At 70.6% G+C, this 16,666-nt stretch carries 15 protein-coding genes; 12 read left to right on the forward strand and 3 right to left on the reverse strand.

All coding sequences use genetic code 11. The features are described 5' to 3' along the window. Positions 1-107: 107 nt before the first annotated feature. The 6 genes from ACFY9I_RS41580 to ilvD all read left to right on the forward strand — a co-directional run bounded on the left by ACFY9I_RS41580 (position 108) and on the right by ilvD (position 5,319). A complete protein-coding gene (locus ACFY9I_RS41580; RefSeq protein WP_391012491.1) occupies positions 108-521 on the forward strand; it encodes a hypothetical protein in 414 nt (137 codons plus the stop codon). Positions 522-1,101: 580 nt separating this feature from the next. Further along, positions 1,102-1,275, forward strand: coding sequence for a hypothetical protein (locus tag ACFY9I_RS41585; protein WP_391012493.1), 174 nt, complete (start codon positions 1,102-1,104; stop codon positions 1,273-1,275). 38 nt (positions 1,276-1,313) lie between these two features. Beyond that, positions 1,314-1,475 (forward strand): hypothetical protein, encoded by a 162-nt coding sequence (locus tag ACFY9I_RS41590; protein WP_391012496.1) that lies wholly within the window; start codon positions 1,314-1,316, stop codon positions 1,473-1,475. 246 nt (positions 1,476-1,721) lie between these two features. After that, the gene (locus tag ACFY9I_RS41595) at positions 1,722-2,543 is read left to right on the forward strand and encodes a TIM barrel protein (protein WP_391012499.1); all 822 of its coding nucleotides are present in this window, start codon (positions 1,722-1,724) and stop codon (positions 2,541-2,543) included. Next, positions 2,540-3,157 carry a TetR family transcriptional regulator gene (locus ACFY9I_RS41600; protein ID WP_391012502.1) on the forward strand — a complete coding sequence of 206 codons (618 nt, stop codon included), beginning with the start codon at positions 2,540-2,542 and terminating at the stop codon, positions 3,155-3,157. Before ACFY9I_RS41595 ends, ACFY9I_RS41600 begins: the two co-directional genes overlap by 4 nt. 308 nt (positions 3,158-3,465) lie before the next feature. After that, a complete protein-coding gene (ilvD, locus tag ACFY9I_RS41605) occupies positions 3,466-5,319 on the forward strand; it encodes a dihydroxy-acid dehydratase (protein ID WP_391012505.1) in 1,854 nt (617 codons plus the stop codon). A 288-nt stretch (positions 5,320-5,607) separates the two neighbouring features. Here ilvD and ACFY9I_RS41610 read toward each other — a convergent pair whose 3' ends face one another. Then, positions 5,608-7,971, reverse strand: coding sequence for a PQQ-binding-like beta-propeller repeat protein (locus tag ACFY9I_RS41610; RefSeq protein WP_391012508.1), 2,364 nt, complete (start codon positions 7,969-7,971; stop codon positions 5,608-5,610). A gap of 196 nt (positions 7,972-8,167) precedes the next feature. Between ACFY9I_RS41610 and ACFY9I_RS41615 the strand changes: the two genes are divergently transcribed. The 3 genes from ACFY9I_RS41615 (at position 8,168) to ACFY9I_RS41625 (ending at position 10,275) form a co-directional block, all read left to right on the forward strand. Next, positions 8,168-8,551: an SH3 domain-containing protein gene (locus ACFY9I_RS41615; RefSeq protein WP_391012511.1), complete on the forward strand. Its 384-nt coding sequence runs from the start codon at positions 8,168-8,170 to the stop codon at positions 8,549-8,551. 236 nt (positions 8,552-8,787) lie between these two features. Further along, positions 8,788-9,273 carry an EamA/RhaT family transporter gene (locus ACFY9I_RS41620; RefSeq protein ID WP_391012527.1) on the forward strand — a complete coding sequence of 162 codons (486 nt, stop codon included), beginning with the start codon at positions 8,788-8,790 and terminating at the stop codon, positions 9,271-9,273. 210 nt (positions 9,274-9,483) lie between these two features. Next, positions 9,484-10,275, forward strand: coding sequence for a methyltransferase domain-containing protein (locus tag ACFY9I_RS41625; RefSeq protein WP_391012513.1), 792 nt, complete (start codon positions 9,484-9,486; stop codon positions 10,273-10,275). A 112-nt stretch (positions 10,276-10,387) separates the two neighbouring features. On the opposite strand, the gene ACFY9I_RS41630 is transcribed toward ACFY9I_RS41625, so the two are convergent. Further along, positions 10,388-11,935: a SulP family inorganic anion transporter gene (locus ACFY9I_RS41630; RefSeq protein WP_391012530.1), complete on the reverse strand. Its 1,548-nt coding sequence runs from the start codon at positions 11,933-11,935 to the stop codon at positions 10,388-10,390. A gap of 517 nt (positions 11,936-12,452) precedes the next feature. On the opposite strand from ACFY9I_RS41630, the gene ACFY9I_RS41635 reads away from it, so the two are divergent. The 3 genes from ACFY9I_RS41635 to proC all read left to right on the forward strand — a co-directional run bounded on the left by ACFY9I_RS41635 (position 12,453) and on the right by proC (position 14,979). After that, positions 12,453-13,310 (forward strand): ATP-binding cassette domain-containing protein, encoded by an 858-nt coding sequence (locus ACFY9I_RS41635; protein ID WP_391012516.1) that lies wholly within the window; start codon positions 12,453-12,455, stop codon positions 13,308-13,310. Continuing rightward, entirely contained in the window at positions 13,307-14,062 is a 756-nt protein-coding gene (locus ACFY9I_RS41640) for an ABC transporter permease (protein WP_391012518.1), read from the forward strand. The genes ACFY9I_RS41635 and ACFY9I_RS41640 overlap by 4 nt, the downstream gene beginning before the upstream one ends. Positions 14,063-14,166: 104 nt before the next feature. Beyond that, positions 14,167-14,979, forward strand: coding sequence for a pyrroline-5-carboxylate reductase (proC, locus tag ACFY9I_RS41645; RefSeq protein WP_391012521.1), 813 nt, complete (start codon positions 14,167-14,169; stop codon positions 14,977-14,979). Between the two features lie 12 nt (positions 14,980-14,991). On the opposite strand, the gene trpS is transcribed toward proC, so the two are convergent. Continuing rightward, complete coding sequence (gene trpS, locus ACFY9I_RS41650; protein WP_391012524.1) at positions 14,992-15,987, reverse strand: tryptophan--tRNA ligase; 996 nt, start codon at positions 15,985-15,987, stop codon at positions 14,992-14,994. Positions 15,988-16,666: the final 679 nt, after the last annotated feature.

Raw genomic sequence — 16,666 nt, forward strand, 5'->3', positions numbered from 1 at the left:
AGCCCCGGGCCCTCTCGCCGTATCCGGGCGCGTACGCCCGTGACGATCACGGTAGCCCGGGCGGCGGCGACACCGAGGGGAGCCGTCACGGTGACTACCTTCGGGCCATGACGAACGATGACCTCCCCGACCAGCAGGGCGCGGGCATCCGCTACCTGTCGTGCGAGTGGTGCGGCCAGCCGGTCAGCCAGCTGGGTACCCGGACGCCACGGCGGTATTGCCGACGTTCCCACCGGCAGCGCGCGTACGAGGCGCGGCGGCTCCAGCGGGCGTCGGGCGTGGCCCCGGCCGCTCTCCCGCCGGCGGGGGAATCCGCGGTTGCTCTCCTCGACCTGGGAGACCTCCCGCTGCCCGCGCCGGCCGGGGGCGAGGAGTGCCCGTATTGCCGTGAGGACGTCGTGGGCCTGGTCGCGCATCTGCGGCAGTGCCGCGAGCGCCCCGGTGCGGCGATGGAGGACCGGGCGGCCCCGAGGCCGCCGGCCCAGCCCGGCCGTGAGGGGCCTGCCGCGCCTCCCGCATGAGGCGGGCCAGAGCGGGGGGTCCCTCCGGTCGGGCGGCGGGCTCTGCCCTAGCGCGGGTTCTCGGGGGGTGCCAAGGATCGGGCTTGCCCGACCGCGTAGCGGCGCCGTAGGCGTCCTTGGCGCCCCCCGAGGTTCCGTGCTCGCCTCTGGCGCCGTCTGGCCGGAGGGACCCCCCGCGACCCCGCCGCACCACCCACGACCCCGCAGACACCAACGGCGCCCCCGGCCCCTCTGGGAGCGGTGGCCGGGGGTGTGGGGGCAGCGCCCCCGCTATCTGTGACCGGTCCTGACCTGGAAACCCGCAGGTCAGGAATCCAACGTGACAGCCCGGCCGTAACCTTCAGCGCACCCCACTTGCGCAGCCTGAACCTGTGTGTCAGTCTGAACTCACGCAGAGCGCGACACCGGCTCAACTGCGGAGCACCGCATCGCCGCGCCGTGCGGACGGTGCAGCACAAACACGACCCCGAGGGAGCACCGACATGGCTACCGAAGAGGAACTGCGCCGCGCTGCCGAGGAGCAGGAGCGCGCGTCCAAGGCCCTGGCCGCCGAGCTGGAGCGCCTCGCCAAGGAGGGCAAATGACGATGCAGAACCGCCCGATCACTGACCAGCTGGCCGACGCCCGCGCTGCCTTGACCAACGTCACCGTGTCCCGGGACGACCGCCCCGACCGGCACGCCCACCTGGAGGCCGTGGAGGCCCTGGAGATCCAGCTGGCCCGCATCCGGCGGGGCCTGGAGAGCACGAGCTGAGGGAGGACATCATGCGCATCCGCCGCTATGAGGCCTAGGTGGACATCCGCACCGCCGACGGCCGGGAGGTCACCCTCCGGGGTGAGGGGCTGGGGCCCGATGGTGAGGCCCCCACGGCCCTGCTGGACGGCCTGGAGGCCGCCGCAGTAGCTCAGGAGCCCGGCGCCGAGGTCATCGCCTCTCGCGCCCGTCGGGCCTGAAACAGACGCGGGGGGGGGGGCCGCCCGCGGGGGCCCCCCCCCCCCCCCCCCGGGGGGGGCCCCCCCCCCCCCCCCCCGCGCCCCTGGAAGAAGACACGGTCCCGGCGGGCCGAAGGGGCAGGGGCGCAACCCCCGCTCCCTCAGGGGCACGGGGAACCGCGCGACCAGCCACGCACGACCCGCGGTCGACCTCCCCGAGCACCCCGACGGCGCACGGGCGAGGGCCCACCCCTTAGGCTGTCCCGCGTGGCAGAACCCGTACGGATCCCGGACGCGAAGGTCGCCCTGTCCACGGCCTCCGTATACCCGGAGTCGACGGCAACGGCCTTCGAGATCGCCGCGCGCCTCGGGTACGACGGTGTGGAGGTCATGGTCTGGACCGACCCGGTCAGCCAAGACCTGGAGGCCCTGCGCCGTCTCTCCGACTACCACCAGATGCCCATCCTCGCCGTGCACGCCCCCTGTCTGCTGATCACCCAACGGGTGTGGTCCACGGACCCGTGGGTCAAGCTGCAGCGCGCCCGGGCCGCCGCCGAGAAGCTCGGCGCGACCACGGTCGTCGTGCACCCCCCGTTCCGCTGGCAGCGCCAGTACGCGCGCGACTTCGTCACCGGGATCTGGCGGATGGCGGGCGAGACGGACGTCCGGTTCGCCGTCGAGAACATGTACCCCTGGCGCTACCGCGACCGCGAGATGCTCGCGTACGCCCCCGACTGGGACGTGACGAACGACGACTACCGGCACTTCACGATCGACCTCAGCCATTCCGCGACCTCTCGCACCGACGCCCTGGAGATGGTCGGCCGTATGGGCGACCGCCTCGGCCATGTGCACATGGCGGACGGCAGGGGCTCGGCCAAGGACGAGCACCTCGTCCCGGGCCGCGGCACCCAGCCCTGCGCCGAGCTGCTGGAACGTCTCGCCCTGAGCGGTTTCGACGGTCACGTCGTGATCGAGGTCAACACCCGCCGCGCCATGTCCAGCGCCGAGCGCGAGGCCGATCTGGCGGAGGCCCTCGCCTTCACCCGGCTGCACCTGGCCTCGGCGGTGCGGGTGCCGAGGCCGTGACCTCGGCGACGCCCCGCCGCAGGGGCCGGCCGCCCCGTACGGAGTCGGCCGACGCCCCCGCCACCCGCGACCGCATCCTCGCGGCGGCCCGGGAGGAGTTCGCCGAGCGCGGCTACGACAAGACGTCCATGCGCGGCATCGCCAAGGCCGCCGGGGTGGACTCGGCGCTCGTGCACCACTACTTCGGCACGAAGGACCAGGTGTTCGAGGAGTCCATCGAAGTTGCCTTCGGCCCCCTCCTGAACGCGCCCGGCGCGATCGCCGAGGGCCCGCTCGACGGTGTCGGCGAGCGGCTGGCCCGCTTCTTCTTCGGGGTCTGGGAGAACCCGGCCACCCGCAAGGCCCTGCTGGCGATCATCCGTTCCGCCGTGAACAACGAGGTCGCCGCCGCCGTCTTCCGCCGCCTCGTCTCGGCCCAGCTGCTGCGCCGCGTCGCCGCCCAGCTGGACCTCCCGGACGCCGAGCTCCGCGCCGAGCTGGCCGCCGCGCAGCTGGTGGGCATCGCGATACTGCGGTACGTCATCAAGGTGGAGCCGTTGGCATCGGCGGACCCGGAGCAGATCATCCAGAGGGTGGCGCCGGTGGTGCAGGCCCACCTCACGGCGCCCTTCTAAGGCCGCGGGGCCGCGTCGTACACGGCTTCGCCGCGCGGGCGCGATACTGCGTGGAGACACGGTTCACCGCGTGGGCGCGGGGTCGTGTCGCTGCACGGTTCACCGCGGTGCCGCGGAGCCGCGTCTCACCGCGTGGCGCGGAGCCGCGTCGCTACACGGCTCCGCCGCCTGGGCGCGACGGGCCCTCGCTCACCCGAGGCCGAAAACGAGACGCGCATCCCGCATTCCGGACATCATGTCCAACCACTGGATGACCGGCGTAGGCTCGACCTCAGTCATAACTCTCCGAAGGAGCGAGGCGAGCGACGATGCCCGAGCTGAGGTCCCGCACAGTCACCCACGGCCGCAACATGGCGGGCGCCCGCGCCCTTATGCGGGCCTCCGGTGTACCGGGCGCGGACATCGGTCGCAAGCCGATCATCGCGGTGGCGAACTCCTTCACCGAGTTCGTGCCGGGCCACACCCACCTCCAGCCGGTCGGCCGCATCGTCAGCGAGGCGATCCGTGAGGCCGGCGGCATCCCCCGCGAGTTCAACACGATCGCCGTCGACGACGGCATCGCGATGGGCCACGGCGGCATGCTGTACTCGCTGCCCTCCCGCGACCTGATCGCGGACAGCGTGGAGTACATGGTCGAGGCCCACTGCGCCGACGCCCTGATCTGCATCTCCAACTGCGACAAGATCACCCCGGGCATGCTGAACGCCGCCCTGCGGCTCAACATCCCGACCGTCTTCGTCTCCGGCGGCCCCATGGAGTCCGGCCGCGCCACCCTCGTCGACGGCACCGTCCGCACGCTCGACCTGGTCGACGCGATCTCCGACGCGGTGAACGACAAGATCTCGGACGAGGACATCCTCCGTATCGAGGAGAACGCCTGTCCGACCTGCGGCTCCTGCTCCGGCATGTTCACCGCCAACTCGATGAACTGCCTGACCGAGGCCATCGGCCTCTCCCTTCCAGGCAACGGCTCGGTCCTCGCCACGCACACCGCCCGCAAGGCGCTGTACGAGGACGCCGCCCGCACGGTCATGGACATCACCCGCCGCTACTACGAGCAGGACGACGAGACGGTCCTCCCGCGCTCGATCGCCTCGTTCGCGGCCTTCGAGAACGCCATGGCCCTCGACATCGCCATGGGTGGCTCGACCAACACGATCCTGCACCTGCTGGCCGCCGCCCAGGAGGCGGGCGTTCCCTTCGGTCTCAACGAGATCGACGCGGTCTCCCGCCGTGTGCCGTGCCTGGCGAAGGTCGCGCCGAACGTCGCCAAGGACCGCACGTACTACATGGAGGACGTGCACCGCGCCGGCGGCATCCCGGCCCTGCTGGGCGAACTGCACCGCGCTGGCCTGCTCAACGAGGACGTGAACTCCGTCCACAGCCCCTCCCTCGCCGACTGGCTGAAGACCTGGGACGTCCGCGGCGGCTCCCCGTCCCCCGAGGCCGTCGAGCTGTGGCACGCGGCACCTGGCTGTGTCCGCTCCGCCGAGGCCTTCTCCCAGTCCGAGCGCTGGGAGTCCCTGGACGAGGACGCCGAGGGCGGCTGCATCCGCTCCGCCGAACACGCGTACTCCAAGGACGGCGGCCTCGCGGTCCTCAAGGGCAACCTCGCGGTCGACGGCTGCGTGGTGAAGACGGCCGGTGTCGACGAGTCGATCTGGACCTTCGAGGGTCCGGCGGTCGTCTGCGAGTCGCAGGAGGAGGCCGTGCAGAAGATCCTTATGAAGCAGATCACGGAGGGCGACGTCGTCGTCATCCGCTACGAGGGCCCCAAGGGCGGCCCCGGCATGCAGGAGATGCTCTACCCGACCTCCTACCTCAAGGGCCGCGGCCTCGGAAAGTCCTGTGCGCTGATCACCGACGGCCGCTTCTCCGGCGGCACCTCCGGCCTGTCCATCGGCCACGCCTCGCCCGAGGCGGCCGGCGGCGGCACCATCGCCCTCGTCGAGGACGGCGACCGCATCCGCATCGACATCCCGAACCGTACGATCGAGCTGCTGGTCGACGACGCCGAGCTGGCCCGCCGCGAGCAGGCTCTCGGCGGTGTCTACGCCCCGAAGAACCGCGAGCGGAAGGTGTCGGCCGCGCTGAAGGCGTACGCGGCGATGGCCACCAGCGCTGACAAGGGCGCGGTGCGGGACGTCAGCAAGCTGGGCTGAGTCCGTCTCACACAGGGGCCTGCTGCGGTCTGTCTCACACCGGGCTGGGCTGCGGTCTTGGTCGAGGGTCGCTTCCTGAGGGGGTGGCCCTCAGTCGTGAGCCGTCACCCGTGCGGTTCGGGTCGTCAGCCGTCGGTCAGCTGTCGGCCGTCAAGTACGAGCAGTGGCCGTGAGCCGGCAGCGGTGACCGTGGCCGTCACCCGCTCCGTTCGGGGCGGGGCGCCTCCCGCTTCTGTCGGGGGGCGGCGCGCCTCCCGCTCCTGCCGTTCCCGGAAGGGGCGGGGCCGGTCACCAGCTCGCCGGATCGCTCCCGTCCAGCCCGAGCACGGTCCCGTCCGGCGCGCCCGCGCAGACCCGTCTGTCGATGACCACGGGCTCGGGCAACGCGGAGCTGACCCGGTCCGTGTCCCCGAGCCGCGGGGATGTCCCGCCGACGAGCCTGCCCTTCCGCGTGTCCACGGCGAGCACGCGCCCGTCGGACGAGGTGAAGTACACATGCCGGTCGTCGGCGACCGGACCCGAGGTCCGCCCCGCCTCCGTCTCGGTCCGCCACAGTTGCTTGCGCGCCTCCATGTCGACGGCCGCCAGCGAACCCCCGATGCCGCTCAGCAGGTAGACGACGCCGCCGCGCACGACCGCGCGGGCCTGCTCGATCTGTAGGGGCAGCGTCACCCGGACCGTCGCCCCGCTGTGGGGGTCGTACCGGACCACGGCCCGTGTGTCGGCGTAGGCGCCCCCGACCGCGGTGAGGAAGAGGAAGCCGCCCTGGGCCCCCACCGGCTCCATCTGCCCCTCCAGCCGGGCCTTCCACCGCACCTCCCCCGTGTCCGGATCCACGGCCGTGATCCGCGTCCGCGCCCCGCTCCCCTCACCGGTGACACTCGCCACATACGCAGCCCCGTCCCCCTCGAAGGACGTGAAGTACGCCTCCGGGTGGTGCGGGATCCGCTTGCTCCACTTCGTGTCACCCGTGGCGCCGTCCACTCCGGTGACCGTCCCGTCGGCGGCGGTCAGCAGCAGCGTGCCGCCCGCGTGCTGCCGGCCTATGTACGCGGAGACGTCCCGCTCCCACCGCACCCTGCCCGAGCCCGGGTCGAGCGCCTGGACCCGGCGGCCCCCGTCCGTCCGCACGTACGCCAGACCGCCCGACTCGACCGGCGGCTCACTCGTGCCCGCCACGCCCACCCCGTCGACGGGGTGCCGCCACAGCACGGTGCCGTCCGTCGGATCCAACGCGGAGACCAGCCCCGGCTGCACACACAACAGCTTCCCAGCCCCGTACGAGCACTGGGGCGCACCGTTCTTCTTGGCCGCCGGCTGGGTGGCCCAGGGCGGGAGCGCGGGCGCGGCGACCGCGGCGCCACTGGCCCGCGGCGTGACCGTGGGACCGGCCCCCTGCTCGCCGTCACCCCCCATCACCTGGACGGCACCGACCCCCGCACCCGCGACGAACACCAAGGAGGCGGCGACGAGAACGGCCCGCCTGCGCAGACGGCCACCGGCCCGGTGCTCGTCCTGACCATCGCTGACGCGGCCATCACCTCCAAGGCCATCACCGCCGTCCAGCCCGGTATGGGTGTCCTGTCCCGTATCCGTATGGACGACCAAGCCTGCGCCCATGTCCGCGCCCGGGCCTGGGCCCATGTCCGTGCCCGTGCCGGGGGCAGCATCCTTGCCGGTGGTCACACCCAGGGAAGCCGCCCAACTGTCGCCCCGTTCCCTGCGCCGCTCAGCCCATTCCGCACCCGCACCCGCACCCTCACCTGCCCCCTCGCCCTCCCGCCCGGTGCGCCCGGTCGGTACGAAGGCCTGCGTGTCGTACGAGGCGGCCACGGACCGGAGTCGGGACATCAGCTCGTCCGCCGTGGGCCGTTCTTCGGGCTCCTTGGCGAGGCAGGCGCGGACGAGAGCGGCGAGGTTCTCGGGTACACCGGTGAGGTCGGGCTCGTCGTGGACGACCTGGTAGGCGACGACGTAAGGACTGTCGGAGTCGAACGGCCCGCGCCCGGTGGCAGCGTGCACGGTCACCGAGCCGAGGGCGAAGATGTCGGCGGCGGGGCCGACCTCCCTGGGCCGCCGGAACTGCTCGGGGGCCATGAACGGCGGCGTACCGATCAACTTGCCCGTCTCGGTGCGCAGTTCACTGTCCTTCGGCCGCGAGATCCCGAAGTCGATGACCTTCGGCCCGTCCTCGGCGAGGAGTACGTTGCTCGGCTTGAGATCCCGGTGGACCACGCCGGCGCGGTGGATGTCCCGCAGGGCCTCGGCCAACCCGGCCATGAGGCGACGCAACTGCCCAGGAGCCATGGGCCCGTTCCGCTTGACGTGCTCGGCGAGGGTCGGGCCGGGGATGAAGAGGGTGGCCATCCAGGGCCGGGCGCTGTCGGTGTCGGCATCGACGACGGGCGCGGTGAACGCACCGCTCACACGGCGGGCGGCGGCGACCTCCTGTCTGAACCGCCCTCTGAACTCGGGGTCCTTGGCGAACTCGGCATGCACGACCTTGACCGCGAGCCGTAGTCCGGAGGTCGAGGTGGCCAGATGGACCACGCCCATGCCACCGGAGCCCAGACACGATCCCAGACGGTACTGACCGGCGTACTCAGGAAGTTCCGCTTCCGCTCCCGACCCGGTGCCCCGCTGCGGTGCCATGGGTCCACCCCCGTGCTGTTTCGGCCGCTCGCGCGACCCACGGAGCCTAGTCGATGACACGTACGGGACAGAGGCGGCTTGCTAGCCTTCACGTGCGAAAAACGCACAGGTGTGTGTGTCCTGATTCAGGGGTATCAAAGGGTCCTCATGCCTTGCATGGGGGGCAAACGGGGTTTCAAACGGGGGGAGATCAGCCATGTCTGTCGACCATGTCGAAGAGATCGCGGGGGACGGCGAAGGGGAGCGGACCGTGATCGCCGAGGCCGACGCGACAACCACAATCACGCCCACAACCACAGCCGCAGCCACGGCGGCGAGCGTCACCGCGGCCGTTCGCTACTACACGACCGCTCCGGGTGTCCGTCTCAACGTCCGAAGCGGCCCGAGCACCAACTACGGCGTCGTCCGCGTCCTCTCCGGCGGCTCCCGAGTGCCGATCTTCTGCCAGACGCCGGGCCAGACCATCTCCGGCCCCTACGGCACCACCAACGTCTGGGACAACATCGACGACGGCGAGTACATCTCCGACGCTTACGTCTACACCGGCAGCGACGGCTACGTGGCACCTCGCTGCGGCTGAGCGCGAGACACGGCGCAGCACCGACACCGCTGCGGTACCGCCCTGGTACCGCAGCGAGGCGCCCTGCTCCACGCAGCCATAATCAATCCGTGAGCGACAACCCGACCACCACGCCGAAGGCCACCGAGCCGACCCAGGCGGCCCAGCCGATCCAGGGGGCCCAGCCGACCCAGAGGGCCCGGGCGTTCCAGGGAGCCGGGTCGGCCAAGAGCACTGATTCGACGGAGGCGAACCGGATGCCCGGAAAGGCCCAGGGTGCCTCGACCGGCCCGCGTCCGGAACCCATCCGCTTCTTCGGGACGACCTGGCTGGAACACGACGGCAACTACACGGCACGTCGCGCGACCGTCTCCGCCGGCTCACTCGTCGCCGTCCTCGTCTCCTGCGTCGTGCTGCGCCTGGCCTACGAGGGCCTGCAACTGGCGGCGGTCGGCGGCTTCGTCTCCGTCGTCGTGGTCATCATGTTCGTGGTGTGCACCGCCCTGGCCTTCGGCCACACCTGGGGGTCCTTCACCCAACGCCCCGACCCGGCCCGCCGGTCCTCCCTCCGCGGCCTCCTCACCATCGGCTTCCTGGGCTCCCTCACCGCCTACCTCCTCCGCTCCCTCCGCGAAGCACCGGGCGAGTCCCTCCACCGCGCCGAATACACCACGGCCCAGCAGCAGTACACCCGCCGCACAGCCAAGCGGACGGGAAACCCGGCGAAGAGGCGCAAGGGCTAGCCACCGCACTCGCGGGAGTCGACAGGACAGCAGTGCCCCCTGGCCGGGGACCGGGGGCGGAGCCTCGCGAGGACGTGTGCAGGTGGGGCGAGGGGCGGTAGCCCCTGGCAGGATCGCCGGGGCGAAGGGGGCCGCCCCTGGGTTGGAACGGACAGGGTCGGCGGGGGCGAAGCACCCCCAACAGCCCCTCACCACACCGAGGATGTCCCCATGACCACATCCTCCCGCCGCAACCCCACCCACATCACCCGAGCCCACTCCTTCAACGCGGCCGCAGCCCAGTACGCGGCGAACCGCCCCTCCTACCCGCCCACTCTCTTCGACACCATCGAATCCCTCACCCCCCGCCCCCTCCCCGGCTCCCGCGCTGTCGACGTAGGTGCCGGCACCGGTATCTCAACCGCCCTCCTCCACAGCCGGGGCGCCCACGTCCTCGCCGTGGAACCCGGCGCCGGCATGGCCGCCCAGTTCCGCCGCACCCACCCCCACATCCCCCTCATCCGCGGCGACGGCAACGCCCTCCCCCTCCCCACCGCCTCCACCGACTTCCTCACCTACGCCCAGTCCTGGCACTGGACCGACCCGGCCCGCTCGGTCCCGGAAGCCCTCCGCGTACTCCGCCCCGGCGGCGCACTCGCCCTCTGGTGGAACACCGACGCCGTCGACATCCCCTGGATCGCCGACGCCACCACCCGCATCCACCGCTTTCTCGGCGTTTCCCCGGACACCCCACTCGAGAAGAGCGGCTCCGGTGCCCCCGCCGCCCTCACCGACACCGCCGGCCACCTGGACTTCACCCGCCGCCAGATCCGCTGGAGCCGCACGGTCTCCCTCGACACCCACCTGGCCAACATCGCCAGCCACTCGTCGTTCCTGGTCCTCGACGAAGAGCGCACCACGCGGTTCTTCACCGAGGAACGAGCCCACCTCCGCAAGCTCTTCCCGACCGAAACCATCGAAGAGACCTACGACGTGGACCTACTACTCGCCATCCGCCCCTGAGCCACCCCCTCCTCACCCACCCCCTCCTCACCCACCCCGTCCTCACCCACCCCCTCCTCGGCCGCGCCCCCCAACCCCGTCCTCAGCCGCGCCCTTGTCAAGCACCTGCTCCTCAAGCCCAGGTGCCCGACCCTCGCCCCCATGCGAACCTCCCTCTCCGCCTTCGTTTCTCTCCTCCCTGCGCTGCTCCCTGCTCTCCTCCTCCCGATCCGACCTGCCCCCGCCCTGCTTCCCAAGCCTCCAGCGCGGCCGCACACGCGTGATCCATATGCCACAACCCGCTCAACTCCAGCCGTGCGTCGCGCTCCCGAGGCACCCCTTCCAACGCGTCCAGCAGCTTCGGCAACTCCAAGAACGTCGCGTTCCCGACCACCCGCAGCACCACCCCCGCGTCCCCCCGGTCCTCGATCTCCACATGTATCCGGCTGATTTCCCACGCCGACTTGGCCACAGCCAGCGCGAGCCCTACCAGCACGCCCTCGAAGAGACCCCAGGCCACGATCGACAGAGCGGTAGCCCCCAGCACCACCACCTCCCCGCGATCCCGCCCCCGCCACAACACACGCAGCTCCCGTGCCGGCACGAGCCCCCACCCCACATGCACGAGCAGCCCGGCGAGCGCGGCGAGCGGAATCACCCCGAGCACGCCCGGAATCAGGGCCGCGAACGCCAGCACCCACAGCCCATGCGGCACACGCGAGGTCTTGGTCCGTGCCCCCGCCCCGGCTCCCCCGGAAGAGGTGATCCCCGCCACGCCCGCCACGCCCGGTACGATCACCGCGGTCATGGGCAGCGCCCCGAACGCCCCGCACACGACGTTCCCGGCACCCTGGGCGACCAACTCCCGGTTGTGATTGGTTCGATGCCCGTCATACATCTGATCGACGGCCGCCGCAGCGAACAACGACTCGACGGAAGCGATCACCGCGAACGCGAGTACGGTTCCGATCACCCCCGCCTCAGCGAGTAGCCCCAGATCATCGACGGACGGCGCCCGCACGACCTCCCCCAGTCCCCGCACCTCGACCCGCCGCACCCCCAGGTCGAACACCCCGGTCACCAGGGCCGCACCCCCGACCGCCACGAAGGGCGCCGGGACACAACGCGCCCCCCACCGCCACCGAGGCCACACCACCAGCACGACCACGGTGGCGCCCCCGACGGTGAGCGCGACGGGATCGACGGCACCGGGCCACGCCCCGAACCCCGCCAGCTTCCCGATCCCTCCACCACCGGGCGTCTCCGCATCACCCAGGGCGTACACCTGCCCCGCCACCAGCAGCAGCCCGATCCCCGCGAGCATCCCCTGCACCACGGCCACAGGCACGGCCCGGAACCATCGCCCCAGCCGCAACGCCCCCAGCCCGAGCTGCACCACCCCCGCCCCGACCACCAACACACCCAGCGCCCGCAGCCCGTACTCCCGCACCGCCTCGTACACCAGCACGGTCAGCCCGGCCGCCGGCCCACTCACCCGCAGACCGCTCCGGGGCAACGCCCCCGCCACCAGCCCACCGACGATCCCGGTGACCAGCCCCAACTCCGCAGGCACCCCCGAAGCCACCGCGACCCCGACACACAACGGCAACGCCACGAGAAAGACCACGACCGAGGCAGCCGACTCTCCTCGCAACCGAGACCGAGACGGGAGTCGGAACAGAAATCGAAGGCGGAGCCAGGAGCGCCAACGAACCCCACCACGGGGCCCCGGCCGAAACAGGCTTGAGGTATTACCCATGAGAGACGGACCTCCGGTTGGGCGGCAGTCGACAGGGGATGCCCGACAGGAGATGCGTAGTCCCGAGCAGGGACGAACCCGACGGTGATCACAACAACTCACAACGGGATACCGCCGCACACCACCCGGGCGACATCGCGCGACCGAACCATCGACCACGCTCCGCAATCAAGTGTCACCCAAAGCGAGCAATGCCCGCACCCCCCTTCCCGTGATCACCGCTCCGCAGTCGAAGCGCACACCCCCGGAACGCACGCCTCCGATCACCACCACCGAGCGCCCGCGCCCCTCCGTGCCCCCGCCGCACCACCCCCGCTCGCACCCCACGTGAGGCGCACACCTAACCGCCTGCCGGCCCAGTAACCGCCTGCCGGCCCAGACGACCAGCTCCGGCCCCCTCCCTTGACGCCCCCCGCTCGCCCGGAGCATTATTCATCACATGATGAATAATGCTCCGGGCGAGCCTCCACCTGAACCCCTCACCCCCGCCGACCCCACCCACGCCCCGGCTGTACAAGCCCAGGACCTGACGGTCACTCGAGGCCCCCGCACGGTCCTGCGCAACCTCGCCTTCTCCGTCCCCCCAGGCCAGATCACCGGCCTCCTCGGCCCCTCGGGCTGCGGCAAATCCACCCTGATGCGGGCCATCGTCGGAACGCAGGCGAAAGTCGCCGGCGCCCTGAACGTCCTCGGCCACCCCGCCGGCGACGCCACCCTCCGCTCCCGCATCGGCTACGTCACCCAGGCCCCCTCGGTCTACGACGACCTGACAGTCCGCCAGAACCTGGCCTACTTCGCGGCGATCCTCGACCCCGGACGCGCCGCCGCCGACCGCCGCCACGAGAACGTCACTCGGGCCATCGCCGACGTCGACCTCACCACCCACGCCGACGCCCTCGCCGGCAATCTCTCCGGCGGCCAACGCAGCCGCGTCTCCCTGGCCGTGGCCCTCCTCGGCACCCCCGAACTCCTCGTCCTCGACGAACCCACCGTCGGCCTGGACCCCGTCCTCCGCCGCGAGCTCTGGACCCTCTTCCACACCATCGCCGGCGAGCGCCGGGCCACGCTCCTGATCTCCTCCCACGTCATGGACGAGGCCGAGCGCTGCCACCGCCTCCTCCTCATGCGCGAGGGCGAGATCCTCGCCGACGACACTCCCGAGTCCCTGCGCACCCGCACCCACTCGGAGACGGTCGAGGCCGCATTCCTCCACCTGGTCGACGAAGCGATCACGGCCACGCCCACGACCACACAAGCGATCCGGACCGACGCACCCCAGAAGGAGCGCGCGCGATGACCCGCCCAAGGGCCCTCAACTACTCCCGTACGACGGCCACAGCCACCCGAGTCCTCCGCCAGCTCAGCCACGACCCCCGCACGATCGCCCTGCTGATCCTCATCCCGTGCGTGATGCTGTTCCTGCTCCGCTACGTCTTCGACGGAAGTCCACGTGTCTTCGACTCCATCGGCGCCTCACTCCTCGGCATCTTCCCGCTGATCACCATGTTCCTGGTGACCTCGATCGCGACCCTGCGCGAACGCACCTCCGGCACTCTCGAACGCCTCCTCTCCATGCCTCTCGGCAAGGGAGACCTCATCGCGGGCTACGCCCTGGCCTTCGGCACCCTGGCGATCATCCAGTCCGCCCTCGCCACAGGACTGGCCGTCTGGTTCCTCGATCTGGATGTAACCGGTTCCGCCTGGCTGCTCCTTGTCGTCGCCCTGCTCGATGCTCTGCTCGGCACGGCCCTCGGCCTCTTCGTCTCGGCCTTCGCCTCCTCCGAGTTCCAGGCCGTCCAGTTCATGCCGGCCGTGATCTTCCCCCAGCTCCTTCTCTGCGGCCTGTTCACTCCCCGTCCCGACATGCACCCCGCCCTCGAAGCCCTCTCCGATGTCCTTCCCATGTCCTACGCGGTAGACGGTATGAACGAAGTCCTCCTCCACACCGATATGACGGCCGACTTCGTACGAGACATCGCGGTTGTCGCGGGCTGCGCCCTCCTGGTCCTGATCCTGGGAGCGGCAACCCTCAGGCGCCGAACGGCATAGCCCTGTCCATCCGACGTCCCGCCCACCGGACAACCCCGCCGAACCGCCACCCCCGATGCGAGGATGGGCCTCAGGACGACGCATCCCCGGAGGGCACCCGCACCATGACCCAGAAAGTCGCAGTCCTCGGCACCGGCAAGATCGGCGAGGCCCTGCTCAGCGGCATGATCCGAGCCGGCTGGGCGCCCGCCGACCTCCTGGTCACCGCCCGCCGCCCCGAGCGCGCCGAAGAGCTCCGCACCCGCTACGGCGTCACCCCGGTCACCAACGCCGAGGCCGCGAAGACCGCCGACACCCTGATCCTGACGGTCAAGCCCCAGGACATGGCCACCCTCCTCGACGAGCTCGCCCCGCACACCCCCGCCGACCGCCTGATCATCAGCGGAGCGGCGGGCATCCCCACCTCCTTCTTCGAAGAGCGCCTGGCCGCAGGCACCCCTGTCGTCCGTGTCATGACGAACACCCCCGCCCTCGTCGACGAGGCCATGTCCGTCATCTCCGCCGGCAGCCACGCGAGCGAGGCCGATCTCGCGCACGCCGAGGAAATCTTCGGCGGCGTGGGCAAGACCCTCCGCGTCCCCGAGTCCCAGCAGGACGCCTGCACCGCCCTCTCCGGCTCGGGCCCGGCGTACTTCTTCTATCTGGTCGAGGCCATGACCGACGCGGGCATCCTTCTCGGCCTACCCCGCGACAAGGCTCACGACCTCATCGTCCAGTCCGCCATCGGCGCGGCCACGATGCTCCGCGACAGCGGCGAACACCCCGTCAAACTCCGTGAGAACGTCACCTCCCCCGCCGGCACGACGATCAGTGCCATCCGCGAACTCGAGAACCACGGAGTACGCGCCGCACTGATCGCGGCCCTGGAGGCAGCCCGCGACCGCAGCCGGGCACTGGCCTCCGGCAACAACAACTGACGTCGCCCGCGGTCAGCCGGCCAGTAGACCGATCGCCCGATACGCCTCATCCACTCTCGGTCGAGCCATCTCTCTGGCCCTCTCCGCGCCCAACCGCAGCACCCCCTCCACAAACGCAGGATCCGCGCACAACGCCTTGTGCCTCTCCTGTACGGGCCTGAGGAGCTCAACCACGGCCTCTGCGGTGTCCTTCTTCAGTGCTCCGTACGATTCATATACACCGCTCAGCTCCTCGGGGTTCCCACCCTCACAGGCCGCGAGGATCTCCAGCAGATTCGCGAGCCCGGGCCGCTGCTCCCGGTCGTAGACGACGTCCCGCCCGCTGTCGGTCACGGCCCGCATGACCTTCCTCCGTACCACGTCCGGCTCGTCCAGCAGGTAGACGATCCCCGGCCCCGTGTCGTCGGTTTTCCCCATCTTCGAAGTCGGCTCCTGCAAGTTCATCACCCGGGACGCCACCGTCGGAGGGGTGGCCTTCGGAACCACGAACGTCTGCCCGTACCGCTGGTTGAACCGCACCGCCAGATCCCGCGCCAGCTCAACGTGCTGGGTCTGGTCGTCGCCCACCGGTACCTCGTCGGTGCCGTACGCCAGGATGTCCGCCGCCATCAGCACGGGATACGTCAGCAGCGAGAGCCGAACACTCCCGCCCCGCTCCCGTTCCCGCGCAGCCTTCTCCTTGTACTGGATCATCCGCCGCATCTCGCCGTCCGTGGCCACGCACTCCAGCAGATACGACAACCGCGCGTGCTCATCCACATGACTCTGCAGAAAGAGGGTGCACAGCTCCGGATCGAGTCCCGATGCCAGCAGCAACGTCGCCGCCTGCCGACTGAGCCTGCGCACCCGCGCCGGATCGTGGTCCACGGTCAGGGCGTGCAGGTCCACGACGCAGAACAGGGCGTCCGTCCGGTGCTGGTCGACCTGGGCCCACCGCCGTACGGCCCCCAGGTAGTTCCCGAGCGTCAGATGCCCGGTCGGCTTGATCCCGCTGAAGACCCGTGTCATCTCTCCACCTCCTGGTCAGGACCGCCGCCACCGGCCGGCCGCCCCTCAGGAGGGAGATACGAGAACGGCCGCCGGGGCGGCGGCCGTCGAGTGCGTACGTGAGTACCAGGCCGCCGTCAGGCGGCCCACCACTGCTGGTGACACGTACGCGTAGTCATGGGGCGAGGATAGCCGCAACGGGACCGGTCGGCAGCGAGTTGACACACCCTGAGCCCATACGTAGAGTTCTCCGGGTTGTCCGACGTGAGTGCCGATCTCGGTCGGTCCCCGGACAGCCATTCCGCAGGTAACCACCAACCATTGACGATCCGTCGTCGTGTTATTGGCATGGGCATTTGCGAAATGAGGAATCCGCGTTCGAAAGGACACGGGCCCCCGATTAGCTCGGGAGCCAGGAATCCGCTAAAGTCTCACTCGTCGGAACGGCCCAACAGCCGTGAAGGCAACTCCCGCTGACTGGGAATCAGGCCCGAAAGGATCTGATAGAGTCGGAACCGCCGGAAAGGGAAACGCGGAAGCGGGAACTCTGGAAAGCACCGAGGAAATCGGATCGGAAAACGATCTGATAGAGTCGGAAACGCAAGACCGAAGGGAAGCGCCCGGAGGAAAGCCTGAGGAAGTAGCTCGGGTGAGTACAAAGGAAGCGTCCGTTCCTTGAGAACTCAACAGCGTGCCAAAA

Source organism: Streptomyces sp. NPDC012510, assembly GCF_042955065.1.
Lineage (GTDB): Bacteria > Actinomycetota > Actinomycetes > Streptomycetales > Streptomycetaceae > Streptomyces.

Excerpts from the sequence above, each read along its gene's own strand:
- proC (WP_391012521.1), top strand. The coding sequence starts at position 14,167 with ATGACCCAGAAAGTCGCAGTCCTCGGCACCGGCAAGATCGGCGAGGCC.
- ACFY9I_RS41615 (WP_391012511.1), top strand. The coding sequence starts at position 8,168 with ATGTCTGTCGACCATGTCGAAGAGATCGCGGGGGACGGCGAAGGGGAG.
- ACFY9I_RS41635 (WP_391012516.1), top strand. The coding sequence starts at position 12,453 with ATGATGAATAATGCTCCGGGCGAGCCTCCACCTGAACCCCTCACCCCC.
- ACFY9I_RS41610 (WP_391012508.1), bottom strand. The coding sequence starts at position 7,971 with ATGGCACCGCAGCGGGGCACCGGGTCGGGAGCGGAAGCGGAACTTCCT.
- trpS (WP_391012524.1), bottom strand. The coding sequence starts at position 15,987 with ATGACACGGGTCTTCAGCGGGATCAAGCCGACCGGGCATCTGACGCTC.
- ACFY9I_RS41585 (WP_391012493.1), top strand. The coding sequence starts at position 1,102 with ATGACGATGCAGAACCGCCCGATCACTGACCAGCTGGCCGACGCCCGC.
- ACFY9I_RS41620 (WP_391012527.1), top strand. The coding sequence starts at position 8,788 with ATGCCCGGAAAGGCCCAGGGTGCCTCGACCGGCCCGCGTCCGGAACCC.
- ACFY9I_RS41625 (WP_391012513.1), top strand. The coding sequence starts at position 9,484 with ATGACCACATCCTCCCGCCGCAACCCCACCCACATCACCCGAGCCCAC.
- ACFY9I_RS41640 (WP_391012518.1), top strand. The coding sequence starts at position 13,307 with ATGACCCGCCCAAGGGCCCTCAACTACTCCCGTACGACGGCCACAGCC.
- ilvD (WP_391012505.1), top strand. The coding sequence starts at position 3,466 with ATGCCCGAGCTGAGGTCCCGCACAGTCACCCACGGCCGCAACATGGCG.
- ACFY9I_RS41580 (WP_391012491.1), top strand. The coding sequence starts at position 108 with ATGACGAACGATGACCTCCCCGACCAGCAGGGCGCGGGCATCCGCTAC.